Annotated in this window: 14 protein-coding genes; 9 read left to right on the forward strand and 5 right to left on the reverse strand. The window is 39.2% G+C overall.

The genetic code is table 11. The features are described from left to right. The first annotated feature begins 793 nt into the window (after positions 1-793). Together HMPREF1321_RS09870 and ligA are read left to right on the forward strand one after the other, a co-directional pair. Positions 794-3469 carry a putative LPS assembly protein LptD gene (locus tag HMPREF1321_RS09870; RefSeq protein ID WP_009422477.1) on the forward strand — a complete coding sequence of 892 codons (2676 nt, stop codon included), beginning with the start codon at positions 794-796 and terminating at the stop codon, positions 3467-3469. Positions 3470-3501: 32 nt separating this feature from the next. After that, entirely contained in the window at positions 3502-5490 is a 1989-nt protein-coding gene (gene ligA / locus HMPREF1321_RS09875) for an NAD-dependent DNA ligase LigA (protein WP_009422463.1), read from the forward strand. Positions 5491-5629: 139 nt separating this feature from the next. Here ligA and HMPREF1321_RS09880 read toward each other — a convergent pair whose 3' ends face one another. From HMPREF1321_RS09880 to HMPREF1321_RS09895, 4 genes are all read right to left on the reverse strand, one after another. Next, positions 5630-6823: an OmpA family protein gene (locus HMPREF1321_RS09880; RefSeq protein WP_009422499.1), complete on the reverse strand. Its 1194-nt coding sequence runs from the start codon at positions 6821-6823 to the stop codon at positions 5630-5632. A gap of 114 nt (positions 6824-6937) precedes the next feature. After that, positions 6938-7228, reverse strand: coding sequence for a ribosome hibernation-promoting factor, HPF/YfiA family (hpf, locus tag HMPREF1321_RS09885; RefSeq protein WP_002671089.1), 291 nt, complete (start codon positions 7226-7228; stop codon positions 6938-6940). 32 nt (positions 7229-7260) lie between these two features. Then, entirely contained in the window at positions 7261-8184 is a 924-nt protein-coding gene (locus HMPREF1321_RS09890; protein WP_002671087.1) for a tyrosine-type recombinase/integrase, read from the reverse strand. A 226-nt stretch (positions 8185-8410) separates the two neighbouring features. Next, positions 8411-9658, reverse strand: coding sequence for an ABC transporter permease (locus HMPREF1321_RS09895; protein ID WP_009417773.1), 1248 nt, complete (start codon positions 9656-9658; stop codon positions 8411-8413). A 641-nt stretch (positions 9659-10299) separates the two neighbouring features. On the opposite strand from HMPREF1321_RS09895, the gene purH reads away from it, so the two are divergent. Genes purH through HMPREF1321_RS09910 form a run of 3 tightly spaced genes read left to right on the forward strand, consistent with a single transcriptional unit; the run spans position 10300 to position 13834 of the window. Next, positions 10300-11832 (forward strand): bifunctional phosphoribosylaminoimidazolecarboxamide formyltransferase/IMP cyclohydrolase, encoded by a 1533-nt coding sequence (gene purH / locus HMPREF1321_RS09900; RefSeq protein WP_009422469.1) that lies wholly within the window; start codon positions 10300-10302, stop codon positions 11830-11832. 21 nt (positions 11833-11853) lie between these two features. Then, positions 11854-12591, forward strand: a complete 738-nt coding sequence (locus HMPREF1321_RS09905) for an MlaE family ABC transporter permease (RefSeq protein WP_009411747.1) — start codon at positions 11854-11856, stop codon at positions 12589-12591. A 1-nt stretch (position 12592) separates the two neighbouring features. Further along, on the forward strand, positions 12593-13834 hold the full coding sequence (locus HMPREF1321_RS09910; protein ID WP_009422487.1) for an MFS transporter: 1242 nt from the start codon (positions 12593-12595) through the stop codon (positions 13832-13834). 59 nt (positions 13835-13893) lie between these two features. Here the strand turns inward: HMPREF1321_RS09910 and HMPREF1321_RS09915 are convergent, their stop codons facing one another. Then, positions 13894-14151, reverse strand: a complete 258-nt coding sequence (locus HMPREF1321_RS09915) for a hypothetical protein (protein ID WP_009411745.1) — start codon at positions 14149-14151, stop codon at positions 13894-13896. A gap of 74 nt (positions 14152-14225) precedes the next feature. On the opposite strand from HMPREF1321_RS09915, the gene HMPREF1321_RS09920 reads away from it, so the two are divergent. The 4 genes from HMPREF1321_RS09920 (at position 14226) to HMPREF1321_RS09935 (ending at position 18579) form a co-directional block, all read left to right on the forward strand. Beyond that, complete coding sequence (locus tag HMPREF1321_RS09920) at positions 14226-14531, forward strand: DUF4286 family protein (protein WP_009422485.1); 306 nt, start codon at positions 14226-14228, stop codon at positions 14529-14531. Positions 14532-14633: 102 nt separating this feature from the next. Further along, entirely contained in the window at positions 14634-15641 is a 1008-nt protein-coding gene (locus HMPREF1321_RS09925; RefSeq protein WP_009422480.1) for a hypothetical protein, read from the forward strand. An 18-nt stretch (positions 15642-15659) separates the two neighbouring features. Further along, a complete protein-coding gene (locus HMPREF1321_RS09930; protein WP_009411742.1) occupies positions 15660-17246 on the forward strand; it encodes an OmpP1/FadL family transporter in 1587 nt (528 codons plus the stop codon). A 118-nt stretch (positions 17247-17364) separates the two neighbouring features. Beyond that, a complete protein-coding gene (locus tag HMPREF1321_RS09935) occupies positions 17365-18579 on the forward strand; it encodes an RsmB/NOP family class I SAM-dependent RNA methyltransferase (RefSeq protein ID WP_009422464.1) in 1215 nt (404 codons plus the stop codon). The last annotated feature ends 39 nt before the right edge of the window (positions 18580-18618 follow it).

An 18618-nucleotide genomic window follows, 5' to 3' on the forward strand; every position in this document is an offset into this window, starting at 1 on the left:
AAATGAGGTGCGAGCTTGAGTTAGAGGAATGAGGCTGTGCCTCAGAAATTAAACAAATATTAAACAAAATCAAGGCTGCGCCTTGTGAAATGGGGAGAGAAGTAGGTCGGAGTTTTTGGAGAATCTTAAAGAGGTTCTGAACTTTCGGAAGATATCGGAGAGATTCGGAAGAAGGTTGAGAGGAATTTTGGCGAAAAAAGGGTGTAAGGAGGGTGGGAGTAGCTTATAGAGAGCTTATAGGAAGCTTATACGAATCTTGGACGATTGGTATAGAAAGGGTATATAAGAAGTTGACTCATAGTATAATACAGCGATGTAAAAAATGTTAAAAACGGGGTTTCGAGGCGAAAGAAATAGGAAGAGGTGATAGGCCTTAGGCCATAGGCAGTAGGAGGGAGTATGACAAAAAAGGGAATTAGCAAATTAGAAAATTTGAAAATTAGCAAATTTGTGGGAGGAGTTTAGTAGGGGTGTGGTGACAGAGAAAGTGGAGGAAAAGTGGAGGAGATTTTAACTTTACTAAAGTTTTAAATTATGGAAAAGTTTGCGATGCAAAAGCGATTTTGAGACTTTCCAAGTATCTCCGGGGTAACGACATAAAGAAAAAAAGGTGAGTGTGACAAGGTTATAATGAAGGGGTATTGTTTGTAAAATCTTGTGTTTTGGGAGTTGATTTTTTCGTAGATAGCAGTTAATTCAAAAAAAAGTTGTATTTTTGACCCCTCAATAAAACTATACAGAAAGAACTTTGTTACATTATAAACGTCAACTCACTTTCATTATCAGCTTATTAGTGGTAAGCTCCTGTCTTTGGTATGCGGAATCATTCGCCTTTAAGTCGGGTAGTTTTCACTATACAACTGCGTGGGCAGTACGCGATACTATCAAAAAAGATACTGTAGAGCCTAAAAACGACCGCCGTGGGCGACGTATCAAGCCTAAGAAACCTTCGGAAAAAGCTAAAGATTCCCTTAAAAACGATACGATTAAAAAACCTAAGAATGCCTTGGAAGACATTGTGAAATACAAGGCTAAGGATAGTATTGTGTTCAACAAGGTGAAGAACGAAATCATCTTGTACAACGAAACTAATGTGCAATACACTGATATTGACATCACTGCGGGAATAGACGTGATTAACTATGAGAAAGGCGAAGTGTATGCCGGACGCCTAAAAGACAGCGTGGGAGAATATACCCAACACCCTGTATTTAAGCAAGGTAGTGATGTAATAGAGCCCGATTCGATACGTTTTAATTACCGCAACCAGAAGGCGATTATCCGCAATGCTTATACTAAGCAGGACGAAAACAACATAAAAGGCGAAATCATCAAGAAGGAGAATGACTCTACTTACTTTATGAGAAACGCGATTATTACTACTGCCGAAGACCTCGACGACCCTGATTATTACATCAGAGTGCGCAAAGCGAAGTTCGTGCCTAAGAAGAAGGTTATTGCAGGGTTTAGCAATATGTATATCGTGGATATTCCTACGCCTTTGGCTATTCCGTTTGCTTATTACCCTATGGTATCGGGACGCACTTCGGGGCTTATCTTCCCTACCTTTGGAGAAGTGAATAACCGTGGCTATTTTTTGCAGAACATAGGTTATTACTTTGTAATTAGCGACAATTTTGACCTTTCGCTTACGGGTGACTATTATACCAATGGTAGCTATGGGCTTAGGGCACAATCGGCTTATGTGAAGCGTTACAAGTATTCAGGGAACTTCAATCTTTCATTTGAGAATAACATATACAGTATGAGGGGTTTACCTGACTATTCAGGTAGCCGTATGTACAATATCCAGTGGTCGCATTCCAAAGACGGCAAAGCCAACCCTAATTCCAACTTTTCGGCTTCGGTGAACCTATCGAGCAACAGTAGATATTATCAAGAATCCTACAATCAAGCGAATACGTCGAACTTTTTGAACAATACGATGATGTCGTCTATCTCGTATTCCAAGACGTTCCCAGCGTATCCTTCGATTAACTTATCGCTATCGGCATCGCATTCACAAAATACGAATACGAAAAGTATTGATATGACACTCCCTTCGATGCGTGCGAGTATGGAGCGCATTTATCCTTTTGCCCGTGAAGGACAAACGAAGAAAGGACTTATCAAGAGTTTGAATTTCCAGTACAGTATGCAAGCTGATAACCGTTTTTCGACCTATGACAGTTTGTTCTTTACTAAAAAAATGTTTGACGAGGCGAGAAACGGGGTGCGACACTCTATACCAGTGAGTACAACTGCTAAGCTATTTAAATACGTTACCTTAGGGTTGAACTCATCAGTAAACGAGACGTGGCAATTTAAGACAATTCGCCGTAAGGACTTCAACAGCAATACGGGCAAGGTGGGCATTGACACCCTCAGCGGTTTTGACCGTTTTATGACGTACAACCTCGGGGCGAGTCTCGGTACAACTATCTACGGTACTTTTCGTTTTGGCAAGAACGCTAAAATACAAGCTATTCGCCACGTAATGCGACCCTCGGTGAGTTTTGGTTATAATCCTTCTTTTGACCAGTATTACGATTATTATATTTCGGACGCTTATGGCAACCGCTCACAATACACTCGTTTTGAGGGGGGTATCTACGGTACGCCAAGTTTGGGTGAGTCGCAATCGATAGGGTTCTCATTGGCAAACACCTTTGAAGCCAAAGTGAAACAAAAAGATAGCACTGATGCTGAGCCGAAAAAGGTAATGCTCTTGAACAGTCTCAATTTCAGTTCTAACTACAACGTGATTACCAAGCAATTTAGTCCGCTGAACATTACGGGGGGTACTTCGTTCTTCAACGGGAAGCTCGGGGTGAACTTTGGGGCAACACTGAACCCTTATGCAATAGACAACAACGGACGACAAATGGAGAAATGGAATATAGACAACGGCGGTAGCCTTTTTAGGCTTACTAATGCCAATATTTCTACCAACTATTCATTCTCGAACAAAGATAAAAAAGACAAGAATAAAGACAAACAGACGGGTAACGTAGCGGGAGGACGTACTGATGACCTCTTTGGGTCGTCGAAACCACTAAGCGAAGTGCAGGATATGGATAAGAACCGCAAAGAAGGCGAGGATAAAGATGAGAAGAAGACCTTTTACAAGGCAGTTATCCCTTGGGACATAACCTTAGCACACTCGCTTACTTATAGCAATCAGGCACGCGAAAATAAGATATCCAACAACTCGCTAATGTTCTCAGGCAACGTATCGCTCACTCCTAAATGGCAAGTAGGAGTTTCGAGCGGTTATGACTTTGTAAACCAAGGATTCACCTATACCCAATTACGTTTTGAGCGCGATTTGAGCAGTTTCCGTATGAGTTTTCAGTTTACTCCGTTCGGTTATCGCAGTTCGTGGTATTTCTTTATCGGCATCAAAGCCTCAATGCTTTCAGACCTAAAATGGGAGAAGAACAAAGAGCCGGATAGGGTTTTAAGGTAAAAGGTAAGAGGTAAAAGGTAACAAGGAAAATTATGAAAGAAAAGATACAACAACTTCGGGAGGAACTCAATGAGCACAATTATAACTACTATGTGCTGGACAATCCTACGATTTCGGATTATGAGTTCGACCAAAAGCTTAAAGAACTACAAGCCTTAGAGCAAGCATACCCAGAGTTTTACGATGAGAATTCGCCTACTGTACGCGTGGGAGGTTCTGTTACTAAAAGTTTTCCAACCGTAGTACACGAATACCGTATGTACTCGTTAGATAACTCTTATTCTAAGGAAGACTTAGAGGAATGGGAACAGCGCATTATCAAGACGTTGGGCAGTGACCAAATTAACTTTACTTGCGAACTGAAATACGACGGTGCTTCTATAGATTTGTTGTACGAAAATGGCAAGCTCAAACAAGCTACTACTCGTGGCGATGGTATTCAAGGTGACGATATTACCGCCAATGTGCGTACGATTCGTTCAGTACCCTTGCAACTAAAAGGCGATTACCCTGAACGTTTTTACATTCGCGGGGAGATAGTAATGCCTAAAAAAGCCTTTGAAAACCTCAATAAGGAACGTATAGCAGCTGGCGAAGACCCTTTTATGAACCCTCGTAACACCGCCAGCGGTAGTCTCAAATTGCAAGATACTGCCGAGGTTGCTAAACGAGGTTTGGATTGCTTGTTGTACTTTTTGGTAGGGAACACAGGTATAAAGAGTCAGTTTGAGAGTTTAGAAAAAGCGCGCGAATGGGGCTTTAAAGTACCTAATATTTCCAAATTGTGCCATTCTACTGCCGAAGTGATGGACTTTATCAATGAATGGGATACCAAACGCCACACTTTGCCTTATGAAACTGATGGAGTAGTGGTAAAGGTAGACAATATTGCCCAGCAAGAAGAGTTGGGGTATACTTCAAAATCACCGCGTTGGGCAATGGCTTACAAGTTCAAAGCAGAACAAGTAGACACTGTTTTAGAGAGTATTTCCTACCAAGTGGGACGTACGGGAGCTATTACTCCGGTGGCAAATCTCAAACCCGTGTTGCTAGCGGGAACCGTAGTAAAACGCGCTTCATTGCATAATGCTGACCAGATTGAAAAGCTTGATATTCGCATAGGCGACTCGGTATATGTAGAAAAAGGCGGGGAGATTATCCCTAAAATTGTAGGCGTGAACTTAGATAAGCGCGAAGCAGATGCTCAGCCCGTGAAATATATCACCCATTGTCCTGAATGTGGTACCGAGTTGGTACGCAACGAAGGCGAAGCGCAACACTACTGTCCTAATGCTTATGGCTGTCCGCCCCAGATTACGGGTAAGATTCAGCATTTTATCTCACGCAAAGCAATGGATATAGAAGGCTTAGGTGAAGAGACAGTAGAACAACTCTTCCGTGCCGGTATTATCCATACTTATGCTGACCTCTATGAGGTAACCGTAGAGAAATTGCTCCCCTTAGAGCGTATGGCACAAAAGAGTGCTGAGAATATTGTTAAAGGTATTCAGAAATCAAAAGAAATACCTTTTGAACGCGTGCTTTTTGCTTTGGGGATTAGGTATGTAGGTGAGACTGTTGCCAAGAAGCTGGCACGCCACTACAAAACGATTGAAGCCCTAGAAAATGCCACTATCGAACAGTTGGTGGAAGTAGATGAAATAGGGAACCAAATAGCTAGCAGTATAGTAAACTTCTTCGCTGATGACTACAACCGTCAACTCATCGATAGGCTGAAAGGCTATGGCTTGCAGTTTTCGATTAATGAACAATCCACCGAAGGTCAAACTGATGCCCTCAAAGGGCTTACCTTTGTGGTCTCTGGGGTCTTTCATTTGTATTCACGGGAGGAACTCAAAGCCCTTATTGAACAACACGGAGGTAAAGTAGGGTCGTCTATCTCTTCTAAAACTAATTACGTGATAGTAGGCGATAATATGGGACCAAGTAAGAAAGAAAAAGCCGAGCAATTAGGTGTGAAGATGATTAGTGAAGAAGAATTTAATACAATGATTTTGTAAGTAGAGTTGCATATCCTTTTATGCTATAGCCTTCTCTTTGTTCGTTAAAATAGATAATCCTTCTCATAAAAAGCAATGCCCCCAAAAGTACTAACCTTTGGGGGCATTTGTCATTATTATTCTAAGTCGATTATACTTACTATTTCAATTCAAAAGTTGTTTTACGAGCTAACTGACGTGCTCTTGAAGAGTTCTTATCAACACTTGCATCAACACCTTTTCCTTCGGCAGTAATACGAGAGCCATCAATACCTGCTTTCACAAGCAAATCTTTCACAGCATCAGCACGTTTTTGTGATAAAGTTTGGTTGTACTGAGTACCTCCTAATTCATCAGCGTAACCATTAATATTAATGTGTGCATTAGGATTAGATTTCATATATTTAGCTACAAAATCTACAGCCCAAGAAGATGATATCTGTGGTTTAGATGAATTAAAATCAAAGTAAGCATTGATATAACCTTTTCTGATAAGGTCAGCAGCTACATCATCATCTTTTACGTCTCCGTTTTCACCTACTTTATCTTTTGCTTTATAATTATCGTTTAAGTAGCTTTCAATTTCATCAGGAACGTTGTTGCCATTGGCATCGTTCATTTTGTTTTGCTTGTTAGCCACTTCGCTCTTCAAGTCAGCAACGTTATTTTCAAGGTTAGCTACGCGTTGAGCTACTTCTTCTAATTCGTCTTTTTTAGAAGTTGCTGCCCAATCGGCGTGTTTACCGTGTTTACCGAGAGCAATATTTAAACCAGCAGTAAGGGTAAAGTGGTTTCCTTGGAAGCCTTGTTGTCCATTAGCTGATTTTGTGTCATAAGTAAGTTGTTGCTTACTATTGATGTATATTGAGGCATCAAGCAAAAAAGCTATACGGTTAGAAATTCTCAGCTGAGGAGTAAGACCTACTGTAAGAAATGCTATTTGGTCGGGTTTAGAGATATAATCACTATTAAGCTGTGAATATCCAAAACCTGCGTGCAATAGTAATCCTAAGTCACTTGTCCATTCTTCAAAGCTAAGAACACTCGCAAGGTTTGCTACCCCTTGTAAGTTTACATTCCAAAGTCTAGATTCAAAATTAGGCGTATCGTCATCATTTTTAAAAACGTCGTAACCACCGCCTAAGCGAACCCCAAACTTGTTGTTTGCCATATAGCGCACACCTGCATTTGTGCTCCATAAATTAGGCGTATTAGTACTATACCCACTTGTAAAAGGAGTGGTAGGTTTATTAAACCCTCCATTTATATCAATAGACCATTTGTTATAGTCATTCTGTTGTGCTTGGACTCCAGAGAAAACCAATGAAGCCAATAGTAAAATGCTTCTTTTCATTACTTTCTGATTTTATAATTATACAAAAACTGGGGCAAAGATATAACTTTTTTTTGTATTCAAAAAGTTTTTAACAAACTTTAAAACTTCTGCTCTTCTCTATTGCATAAGTTTTTAGTGCTTATCTTTGTGTTTTAATAACATTCTTTCCAATGGTGTGATAGCACTATCAACCCCTTCTTCAAAAGTCTTAAACTGTTTCTTTACCACAAGACTTTCTCCTGGGATATGTACTTTCACTTCTACTATTTTATTTTCTTTGGTATTGGTATTTTCCAACTTCAAATGCACATCTGCTTCGATAATCCTATCGTAAAAATTATCGAGCTTATCAAGTTTTTTCTGAATAAAGTCTACTAATTTTTGGTCGACTGTAAAATCAACTGGGTGTACGTGTACTTTCATAATGTTTACAAATTTAAGGTTTAACAATTCAATTATTCTTCCTCATTGCTATTGCCTTTTGCCCGAGGGTGTGCTTTCTTATACTGCTTTTTGAGTTCAGCCAAGCTGGTGTTCGTATACACTTGGGTAGAAGCCAAGCTGGAATGCCCCAGTAGTTCCTTCACAGTATAAAGGTCTGCTCCATTATCTAACAAATGACTCGCAAATGAGTGTCTCAATACGTGAGGACTCACATCTTTCTTTGTTGTTACAACACTAAAATACGAATTAATAATTCTGTATACCAGCGTCGAATATATCTTTTTACCATTCTTTACTAAAAATAGATAATCCTGGCTTTTTTCATTCTTTACCTCTTCTCTTAAAACTAAATATTCTTTAAGAGTGTTTTCAAGCTCAGGAATAATAGGTATATACCGCTCTTTATCACCTTTCCCAAGCACTTTTATTTGTTTTTGCTCAAAATCCACATCGCTTACTTTTAGTCCAGACAACTCTGAGCGACGTATACCCGTAGCATAAAGCGTCTCAATCACTGCCCTATTCCTCACTTCATCAAATGAATCCTTCGATGAAAAAAAAGACAACACCTTTTCAATCTCAGCTTCCGAAAAAGGCAACTTGTGCTTCTTCTCCGTTTTCAATAAAAATATGCCTTTCTCAAACGGACTTATTTCTATTTGTTTCGTCTTCTTCAAGAAATTGTAATAAGTCTTTAAAGCCGATAACTTCCTATTGATACTCCTAAATGAAATAGTTTCATCCGATAAGTGTATAATCCATTTCTTTATATCTTCTTGGTCAGCTTGTTCTAAACAGCAATCTTCCCCCTTTTCCTCATATAGACTCTTAATAAACTTCTCAAAACTCCTAAGGTCGTGTTTATAAGCCTCAACTGTATGGTCAGAATATTTCATCTCTATCGAAAGATAAATAATAAAGGCGTTGATAGACATAGGTTAAAAATTTAGTTGATTAGTAAACTCAGTTTCTCAAGCAAGGTTCTCACCTTTCTTCGCTACAAAATAAGTAAATATTTTTGACATACTCCATAAAAAAAGTGTTAAATTTTAAGATGAATTGTTAATTATTTTTTTACTTGTAGAAAATGAGAGAGTTATATTTCTCTTTTTCTTCCTATAAAATTTCTTTTCTTACTAAATATATTAAAATCATTTTACATTACTGTCCGGTTCTAATCGCTTCCACAGGATTGAGCCGTGCAGCCGACGATGCAGGTATAATACCCGAAAGTAAACCTACTACAAACGAGATTCCTAAGCCTATCGCTACGTTCTTAAACGATAGCACAAAATTAAACCCATCAGTACTACTCGGAATTATAAAGGTAAGTAACCACACAAAGAACAACCCAAAAAGTCCTCCGATGATAGCCAAAAGCACCGCTTCAAACAAAAACTGAAACAAGATAAACTGGTTTTTAGCTCCTAACGACTTTTGTACTCCTATAAGGCTCGTGCGTTCTTTCACGCTCACAAACATAATATTAGCAATACCAAAGCCCCCTACCAAGATTGAAAAGCCTCCTATAATCCAGCCCACCACATTCATCATACTAATCGTCTCGTCTATCATATCGGTAAACGACGATATTTTATTGACGAAAAAGTTATCTATATCCTCAGGTTTGAGTCCGCGATAAGCACGGAATTTCTGGCGCAATACAGCTTCATACTCCGCCATATCCACCCCTTTTTTAGGCTTTAACACTACTCCACTGGGTAGCCCTTGTGGACCTGTATTCATAAATCCTCTTACGAAATTAGCTGGCACATAAGCATTATCATCGGGACCTCCCCCCAGTTCGCCATATTTTTTCAGTACCCCAATAACTGTGAGTCGGCGACCAAAAATGCGTATCTCTTTATTCATAGGGTCTTCCTCACCAAAAAGCTGTTCAGCCAGATTATGCCCTAATATAACTACCGCAGTACCGGCATTCGCTTCAGCTTCGTTGTAAAACCTACCTTTTTCTATCCTAATATCACTTATTTGTTCAACTCCTGCCGAAGTAGATTGTATAGTAGGCGACGGAATCGTTTTGCCATTGTATTTTATCGTCGAAAATACCCCAAACAATTCATACACCACAGCTTCAGTATTAGGTATTTCGCGTTTCATAAATTCGTATTCCTGATAGCTAACTTGCGGAAAGTTCAAGCGTTGCCAACGGGGTACATCGGTAGGAGCAAAAGAGAATTTAGAGACGTTTATCATATTCTTGTCTAACCCCGAAAGGCTCTCCTGAATACTTCTATTCAGCGAATCAACCGCCGCTAATACCGATATAATAGAGAAGATTCCCACCGTTACACCCAATAACGAAAGGAAAGTGCGGAGCTTATTGTCTCGCAACGATTTGATTGCGAAGTTAAAACTCTCCTTTAATAGCTGCAAATAAATAAACATAGGTCAGTTATACTTGTATTTCTTTTTTGCAAATGTACATTATTTTTTTAATTAAATACGAAATATTTTTTTCTTTCCTCCGCTTCTTCGTCACTACACTTCATCTTTTCCGTCATACTCTCCCCTACTGCTTATAGCCTAAGGCCTATCACCTCTTCCTCTTTCTTTCGTCTCGAAACCCTGTTTTTAACATTTTTACCCTTGTTGTATCATATTATTAATCAACCACTTATATACCCTTTCTATACCAATCGTCCAAGATTCGTATAAGCTTCCTATAAGCTCTCTATAAGCTACCCCCACCCTCCTTACACCCTTTTTTCATCAAAATCCCTCTTAACCTTCTTCCGAATCTCTCCGATATCTTCCGAAAGTTCAGAACCTCTCTAAGATTCTCCAAAAACTCCGACCAACCTCTCTCCCCATTTCACAAGGCGTAGCCTTGATTTTGTTTAAAATTTGTTCAATTTCTGAGGCACAGCCTCATTCCTCTAACTCAACCTCGCACCTCATTTTCTCATTTCCTCATTTTCTCATTTCCTAATTTCCGGTATTATTGGCATTTTTTTTATCTTTTGTTTGCTTGGTATTGATAAAAAGTAGTATTTTTGTAGCCTAAAATGAAACCTTTTTTTTTCCAAATGAGCACTGCAAAACAAGCAAAATCTGCCTTAATATCTGTTTTCGACAAAACAGGATTAGAGCCTATCATTCACAGAATGAAAACCTTAGGAATTACTATTTACTCCACAGGAGGTACTGAAGATTTTATCAAGAAATTAGGCGTAGAGGTAGTTCCCGTCGAATCTATCACCGATTATCCTCCCATTTTCGGCGGACGTGTCAAGACGCTCCACCCTAAAATCTTCGGAGGTATCCTCAACCGTCAGGATAATGCACAAGATACTGAAGAAATGAAGCAATATGCTATCCCTCAAATCGATATAGTGATTGTAGACTTATATCCTTTCGAAAAAACAGTAACCAGCGGAGCTAGCGAGCAAGAGATTATTGAAAAGATAGATATAGGAGGTATTTCGCTTATTCGTGCAGCTGCCAAAAACTATAAAGATGTACTTTGTGTGGCATCGGTAAACCAATATGCTGACCTTTTGTACATCTTAAACGAACAGCACGGTAGCTCTACTTTGGAAGAGCGCCACTCCTTTGCTACTAAGGCTTTCCGAGTATCCTCACACTACGATACCGCTATCTTCAACTATTTTAATCAAACAGAAGAAATTCCTACCTTAGCAATTAGCGAGTGCGACGGACAAGTATTACGCTACGGCGAAAATCCTCATCAAAAAGGAGAATTTTACGGTAATTTCGATGCCCTTTTCGATAAACTACACGGCAAAGAGCTCTCTTATAACAATTTGTTAGATGTAGATGCCGCCGTAAACTTAATGGCTGAATTTGTAGGTGACGACCCTACTTTTGCCATACTGAAACACAACAATGCTTGCGGGGTAGCAACACGCAAAACTATTCACGAGGCATATAAAGATGCTCTCGCAGGCGACCCCGTATCGGCTTTTGGTGGCATTCTCATCTCTAATACTAAGATAGATTCAGCTACCGCCGAAACCATTCACTCGCTGTTTTTTGAGGTAATCATTGCACCTTCTTACAGCGATGAAGCCCTAAAAATACTCGAACAGAAGAAAAACCGTATTATTTTAGTACAGAAGAAAGCCAAAATGCCTACAACAAGTGTGCGCTCGTGTCTCAACGGCTATTTGGTACAAGAAAAAGACCTCAAAACCGATAGCATAGAAGATGTACAATACGTAACTGCTGTAAAACCGTCAGCCGAAGTGCTCGAAGACCTCTTCTTTGCTTCTAAAATATGTAAGAATACCAAATCGAATGCCATTGTATTGGCAAAGAATAAACAGCTCATTGCAAGTGGTACAGGACAAACCAGTCGTGTAGATGCTCTTAAACAAGCTATTGAAAAGGCTAAAGAATTTCAGTTTGACCTCAACGATGCAGTAATGGCAAGCGATGCCTTCTTCCCCTTCCCCGATTGTGTAGAAATCGCTCACAACGAAGGTATCCGTTCGGTGATACAACCTGGGGGGTCTATCAAAGACCAAGCCAGTATCGATTATTGCGATGCTCACCAAATGGGAATGGTATTCACAGGAGTACGACATTTTAAACACTAATAAACGCTTTTTAAACAACGTATGAAACACATTGCAGCCGTAGGAGGCTATTTTATAATGCTTTATGATGTCTTTCGCAAACGTACCCGCTGGTCGATAATGAAAGACCTTATCTTGCGTGAGATAGACGATTTAATATTTGGGTCAATAGGTATCGTGACTTTTATCTCTTTCTTTGTAGGAGGGGTAGTAGCAGTACAAACCGCTCTAAATATCGATAACCCTTTTATTCCTAAATACCTTATAGGTTTCGCCACTCGCCAATCTATTGTATTGGAGTTTGCCCCCACCTTTACAGCTATTATCTTGGCAGGAAAAATAGGATCGTTTATCACTTCCAGTATAGGTACTATGCGCGTGACCGAACAGATAGACGCTCTTGATATTATGGGAGTAAACTCAGTGAATTATTTAGTATTCCCCAAAATAGTAGCCCTAATGTTAATGCCTTTTCTCATCGCCTTAGGTATGTACTTAGGCGTATTAGGAGGCTGGGCTTCAGCGGTGATGAGTGGTTATACCACCTCTGCCGAATTTGTGCAAGGAGTACAATACGACTTCAAACCTTACAGTATGATATACGCTTTCACCAAAACGATAGTATTTGCCTTCTTCTTGGCTACTATCCCGTCCTATCACGGCTATTATATGAAAGGAGGTGCACTGGACGTTGGGAAAGCAAGTACCGTTTCGTTTGTATGGACAAGTATAGTGATTATCCTTTCTAACTCGGTACTCACACAGTTGTTCTACGCTTAAAATGTATCAAGAAAACAAACCACAATATCGCATTTTACTGCTTATCGCCCTAGCACACGGACTCAATGACCTCATTCAAGGGGTCATTCCGTCTATTTATCCTGCTCTGCAAAGCAAATATGCTCTCACAATGGCGCAAGTAGGGGTGATTACACTCTGTTACCAACTATCAGCCTCTATATTGCAACCCTTAGTAGGCAATTATACCGATAAGCACCCTAAGCCCTACTCACAAGTATTGGGAATGGCATTTACCACTATGGGAATCGTGAGTTTATCGTTGGCGAGTAGCTATACAGCTATACTGTGCTCGGTAGTATTCATAGGGGTAGGTTCATCGGTATTCCACCCTGAATCGTCCAGAGTAGCATTTTTAGCCTCAGGAGGCAGACGCTCGTTCGCACAAGCTATCTTCCAGTTGGGTGGCAACTTTGGGACAGCCTTAGCTCCTCTATTGGTGATATTACTATTGTTCAGCAAAAAAGTAATCGACGGACGAGTTATAGAAGAAAGCCATCAAGGCAATTTAATATGGTTTGCAGGGTTCTCTATCTTTGCAATGCTTATACTGCTCCTCATAGGCAAATGGCGTAGCATTCTGCTTAAATTGCTCAAAAAGAAAGCTAAAAAACCTGTAGTGTTGCCCAATCTCACTCGTGCACAAATTCGCAACTCTATGATTATATTGATGTTGCTAGTATTCTCCAAGAACTTCTATACAGCAGCTATCAACAATTACTTTCAGTTTTATACTATTAAAAAATTCGGATTTAGTAATGCTGAGGCACAGGTATACCTATTTTACTTTTTAGGAGCAGTAGCTGCGGGCTCACTTGTTGGAGGTTTTTTAGGTGATAAAGTAGGAAGAAAATTTATTATTTGGTTTTCAATCTTAGGGGCTGCCCCCTTTGCGCTTTGGTTGCCTTACGCCGATGCCACCACTACGGCAGTACTCATCGTGCTGATAGGGTTTATCATCTCATCGGCTTTTGCCTCTATTTTAGTCTATTCACAAGAGCTTTTGCCCCAGAAAATAGGAATGATTTCAGGCTTTTTCTACGGTTTTGCTTTTGGTATGGGCGGATTGGCTTCGGCAGTATTAGGCAAATTGATAGACATAACCAGTATTGACTTCGTTTATAAACTATGTTCTTTCTTGCCTTTGATGGGGCTTATTGCATACTTTTTGCCAAACTTATCTTCTGTATCTCTTTCTCAAAAACAGACACAAACCACCCCATAAGGGTATTTTGCAATACTCTTACAAATAAACTTTTTCAGTGTTTAAGCTATATTTCTAACTTATGGTAATGCGTTGAGTTTCTCGATAAGAGCCCCTGCTTTTTGTTCAAAGTCTCTTCTCACTTGTTTGAGGTGAGCGCCTCTGTTTTCCACTGTTTTATCGGCTACTTTATCGATAAGCGTATCAAAATCGTTGAGAATTTCGGTTACAAGAGCTTTACCTCCTTCTGTTTGCATCTTTCCTGTGAAATACACTGCATCAATAATATCACCCAACACGTAGTTGATGTCCTTTTTTAAATTGCGAATACTTGCCATACGTTTTTAATTTATTTATAAATTGGTTGCAAAGTTATGAATTATTTATTATCTTTGCAAAAAATAAATGGGTAATGTATGTATATAATTTAACAGTGGTGATAAGCGATGAGGTATTCCCCCAGTGGCAAGAATGGCTACAAAACGTTTATTTACCTACTATAAACACTAATAAAGCCATAGAGAGAGTACGAGTGTTTAAAGTATTGGACGTACCTGAAAAACACTATGCCATTCATCACGAAACTACTTCACCCGCCCAGTTATTGCATTTCATTGAGCACACTATTCCTAAACTCCTACAACAGTCTGCTGAAACTTTTGGCGAAAAGGTTCTCTTTTGGGGTACCCAACTAAAAGAAGTAAAAAGTGAAGAGTGAGAAGTAAATAGATTTTGGCACAGAAATTGATTTACATTCATTAAGCACTAACCATTGACCATAAACCATTAATTACACACTATTAACTAAAAACGATTGACAATGAAAAAGAATTTTAACCTCAGAAAAACGATGAGATACCTCACCTTAGGTCTGGTAGCCTCATTAGCACTTACCTCGTGCGTAGGTTATTACTATGCCGATGGTATCTATAACGACCCTGTACCCGAAAGGGTAAGATATGTGGAGAGAGAAAGCTATCCTGAACGTTATGACTATCCTCCTGAAAACCGTTATACCCCTAATAAATATAAGGATTTTTTCAGTGAGAAAGCACAACAATATCAACAAAAAACTGACAGTAGTTTTACGCATTTCACCGATGTGAACAGCTATCGCTCCAATGCCTATATAGGCAACTCCTCTTACGGAGGTTGGGGCAGTAACCCTTCACGAGTGAATGTAAATGTGTATAATAACGGTTGGATAAATCCTTATTACGGCTGGAATAACTATTGGGGCTACGGAGCTTGGTATCCTTATTATAGCTATTACGACTACCCTTACTATCGCCCTTATCGCTCTGGCTGGAGCTTTTCCTTAGGTTGGGGCTGGGGTAATTACTACGACCCTTATTGGGGTGGTTACTACGGAGGTTACTATCCTTACTACGGTTACTATGGCTATCCTTATTATGGATATTACGGATACCCATACTATGGATATTATCCTTATGGTGGGTACTATGACCATTATTACGACAGAAGATACTATGACAGCGATTATCGTGTAAGAGAAAGAGGTTATAGAAGATCATACACAGGTGACACACCTCGTGATGATAATCGCAGAGACTATCCTTCTTATGATAATCGTTCAAGAAATACCTATAGTCGTCCTTATGATGAAGGAAGGTATCGCAGTAGCAACCAGAATAATAACTACAATCAGAACAATAATTATAATCGGGGTTATTCTTCCCCTCAGTATGATTCAGGGAGAAGTTATGACAGCGGTCGATACAACTCAGGAGGAAATTATGGAAGTGGCAATTCTGGGGGAAGTAACAATCAACCTTCAGGAGCTGGTACTACAAGAAGAGATTACTAACTTAAAAAGTAAAATTATATGAAAAAAATACTATTTACAATATTGTCTTTGGTAGTCTATAACGTATCAGCTCAAAATTATAAAGATGCCTTGCGTTATTCAACAGAAGACCTTACAGGAACAGCTCGTTTTAAAGGAATGAGTGGTGCCTTTGGAGCTATAGGAGGTGACTTTTCAGCTATCAATATCAATCCTGCTGGAAGTTCTGTTTTTTCGGGAGCACAAATAGGAGGTACTTTGCAAAGTAATGTTACTAAAAATAAGATTACTTATAATGGTACTCAAACTAATAATAGAGATACTGACTTTAATATTAATCAGTTCGGAGTTGTATTTCCTATTGAAGTTAGCTCTTCAGGATGGAGAAAAGTCTCTTTTGGTTTTAATTACCAAAATACTAAAAATTTTGATGCTAGTAACTTCTCATTTTCTGGAAGCGCAAACAAAAATTTGGGAGATTATTTTAAATATTTTGCTGATGGTATAAAGCAACAAAACTTGTTATTAGAAACCTATCAAAATAAACGAGTAATAGAGAGAAATACTCTCCAAGATATTTATTTTGATATGGGAAGATTAGCAGGAGATAGAGCTTTCCGTTATAGAAATGCACTCTTAGGACATTATGTAGGGCTTATTCGTCCACACATAGGAAGAGATGAGGTTAAACCAACAGATTCTGATGCTGTTGCAGATGCTATTTTGCAAGAAACACAGTATGATAAGAATGTAAGTAACGGAGCTGACCAACGATTTGAGCGTGTTACCAGCGGAGGTGTATCAAAGTATAATTTTAATTTTTCAACTCAATACGAAGATTTTCTATACTTAGGACTTAACCTAAATGCACATCGTATCAATCAAAAGGACAAATTATCACATTGGGAAACTTACGCAAGCACTTCTACTATAACAAATGCTTATTTTGAAAATGATTATACTACTACAGGTAGTGGATTTTCTTTTCAGTTAGGAGCTATAGTAAAAGCTACTAAAAGCTTGCGCTTAGGAGTAACTTATACTTCTCCTACGTGGTATACCTTTAATCAAGAGTATACACAATATTTAAGTACTAACAACCGTACTAATTATGCGGATCCAAGAGTGATTGTTACTCTTCCTGACTACAAATTTCGTACACCAGGCAGTTGGACAGCAAGTGCAGCTTACTTATTTGGTAGATATGCTATGCTAAGTGTAGATTATATTTATAAAGATTATAAAAATCTTCACTTTAGGTCTGCTGCAAAAAATGCTGAAAATGATGTTATAGAAAATCAGTTAGGAGAAACCTCTACTGTACGCATAGGAACTGAGTTTCGTATTCCATTTAAAACGGGTGAAACTACCAATTATGTAAGCCTTCGTGGAGGTTATCGTTACGAGCAAAGTCCATATCGCAAAAAGGTGGCTACAGTAGGCGACCTCACCGGCTATTCGTTTGGAGCAGGAGTTACTTTAGGAGGTATTCGTTTAGATGCGTCTTATGACATTGCTAAACAAACAAACCTATACCAAATGTACGAAACAATACTTACCGATAATGCTCAAATAAAATCAACTTACGGTAACTTCTTGTTTACCTTTACTGCACAGCTCTTTTAATTAAATAATTATTAAAGTTACTTTTGCATCATATTGTAGGGGCGAATTGTAATTCGCCCTTCAAAAAGATAAAGTAAAGAGACGGTAATACAAAAATTACCGTCTTATTTTTAGTATAATGAAATTACACAGAAACTTAGTAGATGCCGTAATAGAGGGACTTACCTTTATTTTTAACGAAGGGCAATACGCCGATAAGGTAGTAGAAAAACAACTAAAAAAAGACAAGCGTTGGGGTACCCGCGATAGAGCTTTTATTGCCGAAACTATTTACGACATTGTGCGTTGGAAACGACTTTATGCCGAGATTGCCGAAGTGTACGAACCCTTTACAGTGCATAACCTACGCCGTATGTTTGCCGTGTGGGCGACTCTCAAAAGTATAGCTTTGCCCGATTGGGGAAATTACTTTGAAGATACTCCTGCCCGTCGTATCAAAGGCAAGTTCGACGAACTCTCTAAGGTGAGAAAGCTACGTGAATCAGTACCCGACTGGTTAGATACTTTGGGAGCACAAGAATTAGGAGAAACGTTGTGGACAGATGAATTGCACGCTCTTAACAGTTTAGCTCCCGTAGTATTGCGCGTGAATACCCTTAAAACTTCTTTAGAACACTTGCAACAGTTTTTGCGACAAGAAGGAGTAGAAACTTACCCTTTGCGCGATTACCCCAATGCTTTGCAGTTAGTAGAACGCAGCAATATCTTTAAAACCCAAGCCTTTGCCGATGGACTGTTTGAGGTACAAGATGCTTCCTCTCAAAAAGTAGCTCCCTTTATGCAGATAGACGACAAGGTGAAACGTGTGATTGACACTTGTGCTGGAGCAGGAGGTAAAACCTTACACCTCGCTACCCTAATGCAAAACAAAGGTCAGATTATAGCGATGGATATCTACAAGCAGAAATTACAAGAGCTCAAACGCAGGGCACGACGTAACGGGGTTTTTAACATAGAAACTAAACTCATAGAACCCAAACAGCTCAAACGTATGTACGGCACATTCGACCGCGTACTCATTGATGCCCCTTGTAGCGGACTCGGCGTACTGCGCCGTAACCCAGATGCAAAATGGAAATTGCAACCTGAATTCTTGGACGAAATACGCACTACTCAACAAGAAATTTTACAACAGTACAGTAAATTGCTAAAAAAAGGAGGCAAACTTGTCTATGCAACTTGTTCTATATTGCCTAGTGAAAACCAACAACAAATAGAAAAATTCTTAGCCTCAGAAGCAGGAAAAGAGTATCGCTTAGAAGCTGAGGAAGTGATTTTTGCTCATCAATCGGGATATGATGGTTTCTATATGGCAAGGCTTATTAATGATTAATGATTTCTCTAATCATTAAAAATTGTACATATCATTATT

It is taken from the genome of Capnocytophaga sp. oral taxon 412 str. F0487, from assembly GCF_000271925.1.
GTDB classification, from domain to species: domain Bacteria; phylum Bacteroidota; class Bacteroidia; order Flavobacteriales; family Flavobacteriaceae; genus Capnocytophaga; species Capnocytophaga ochracea.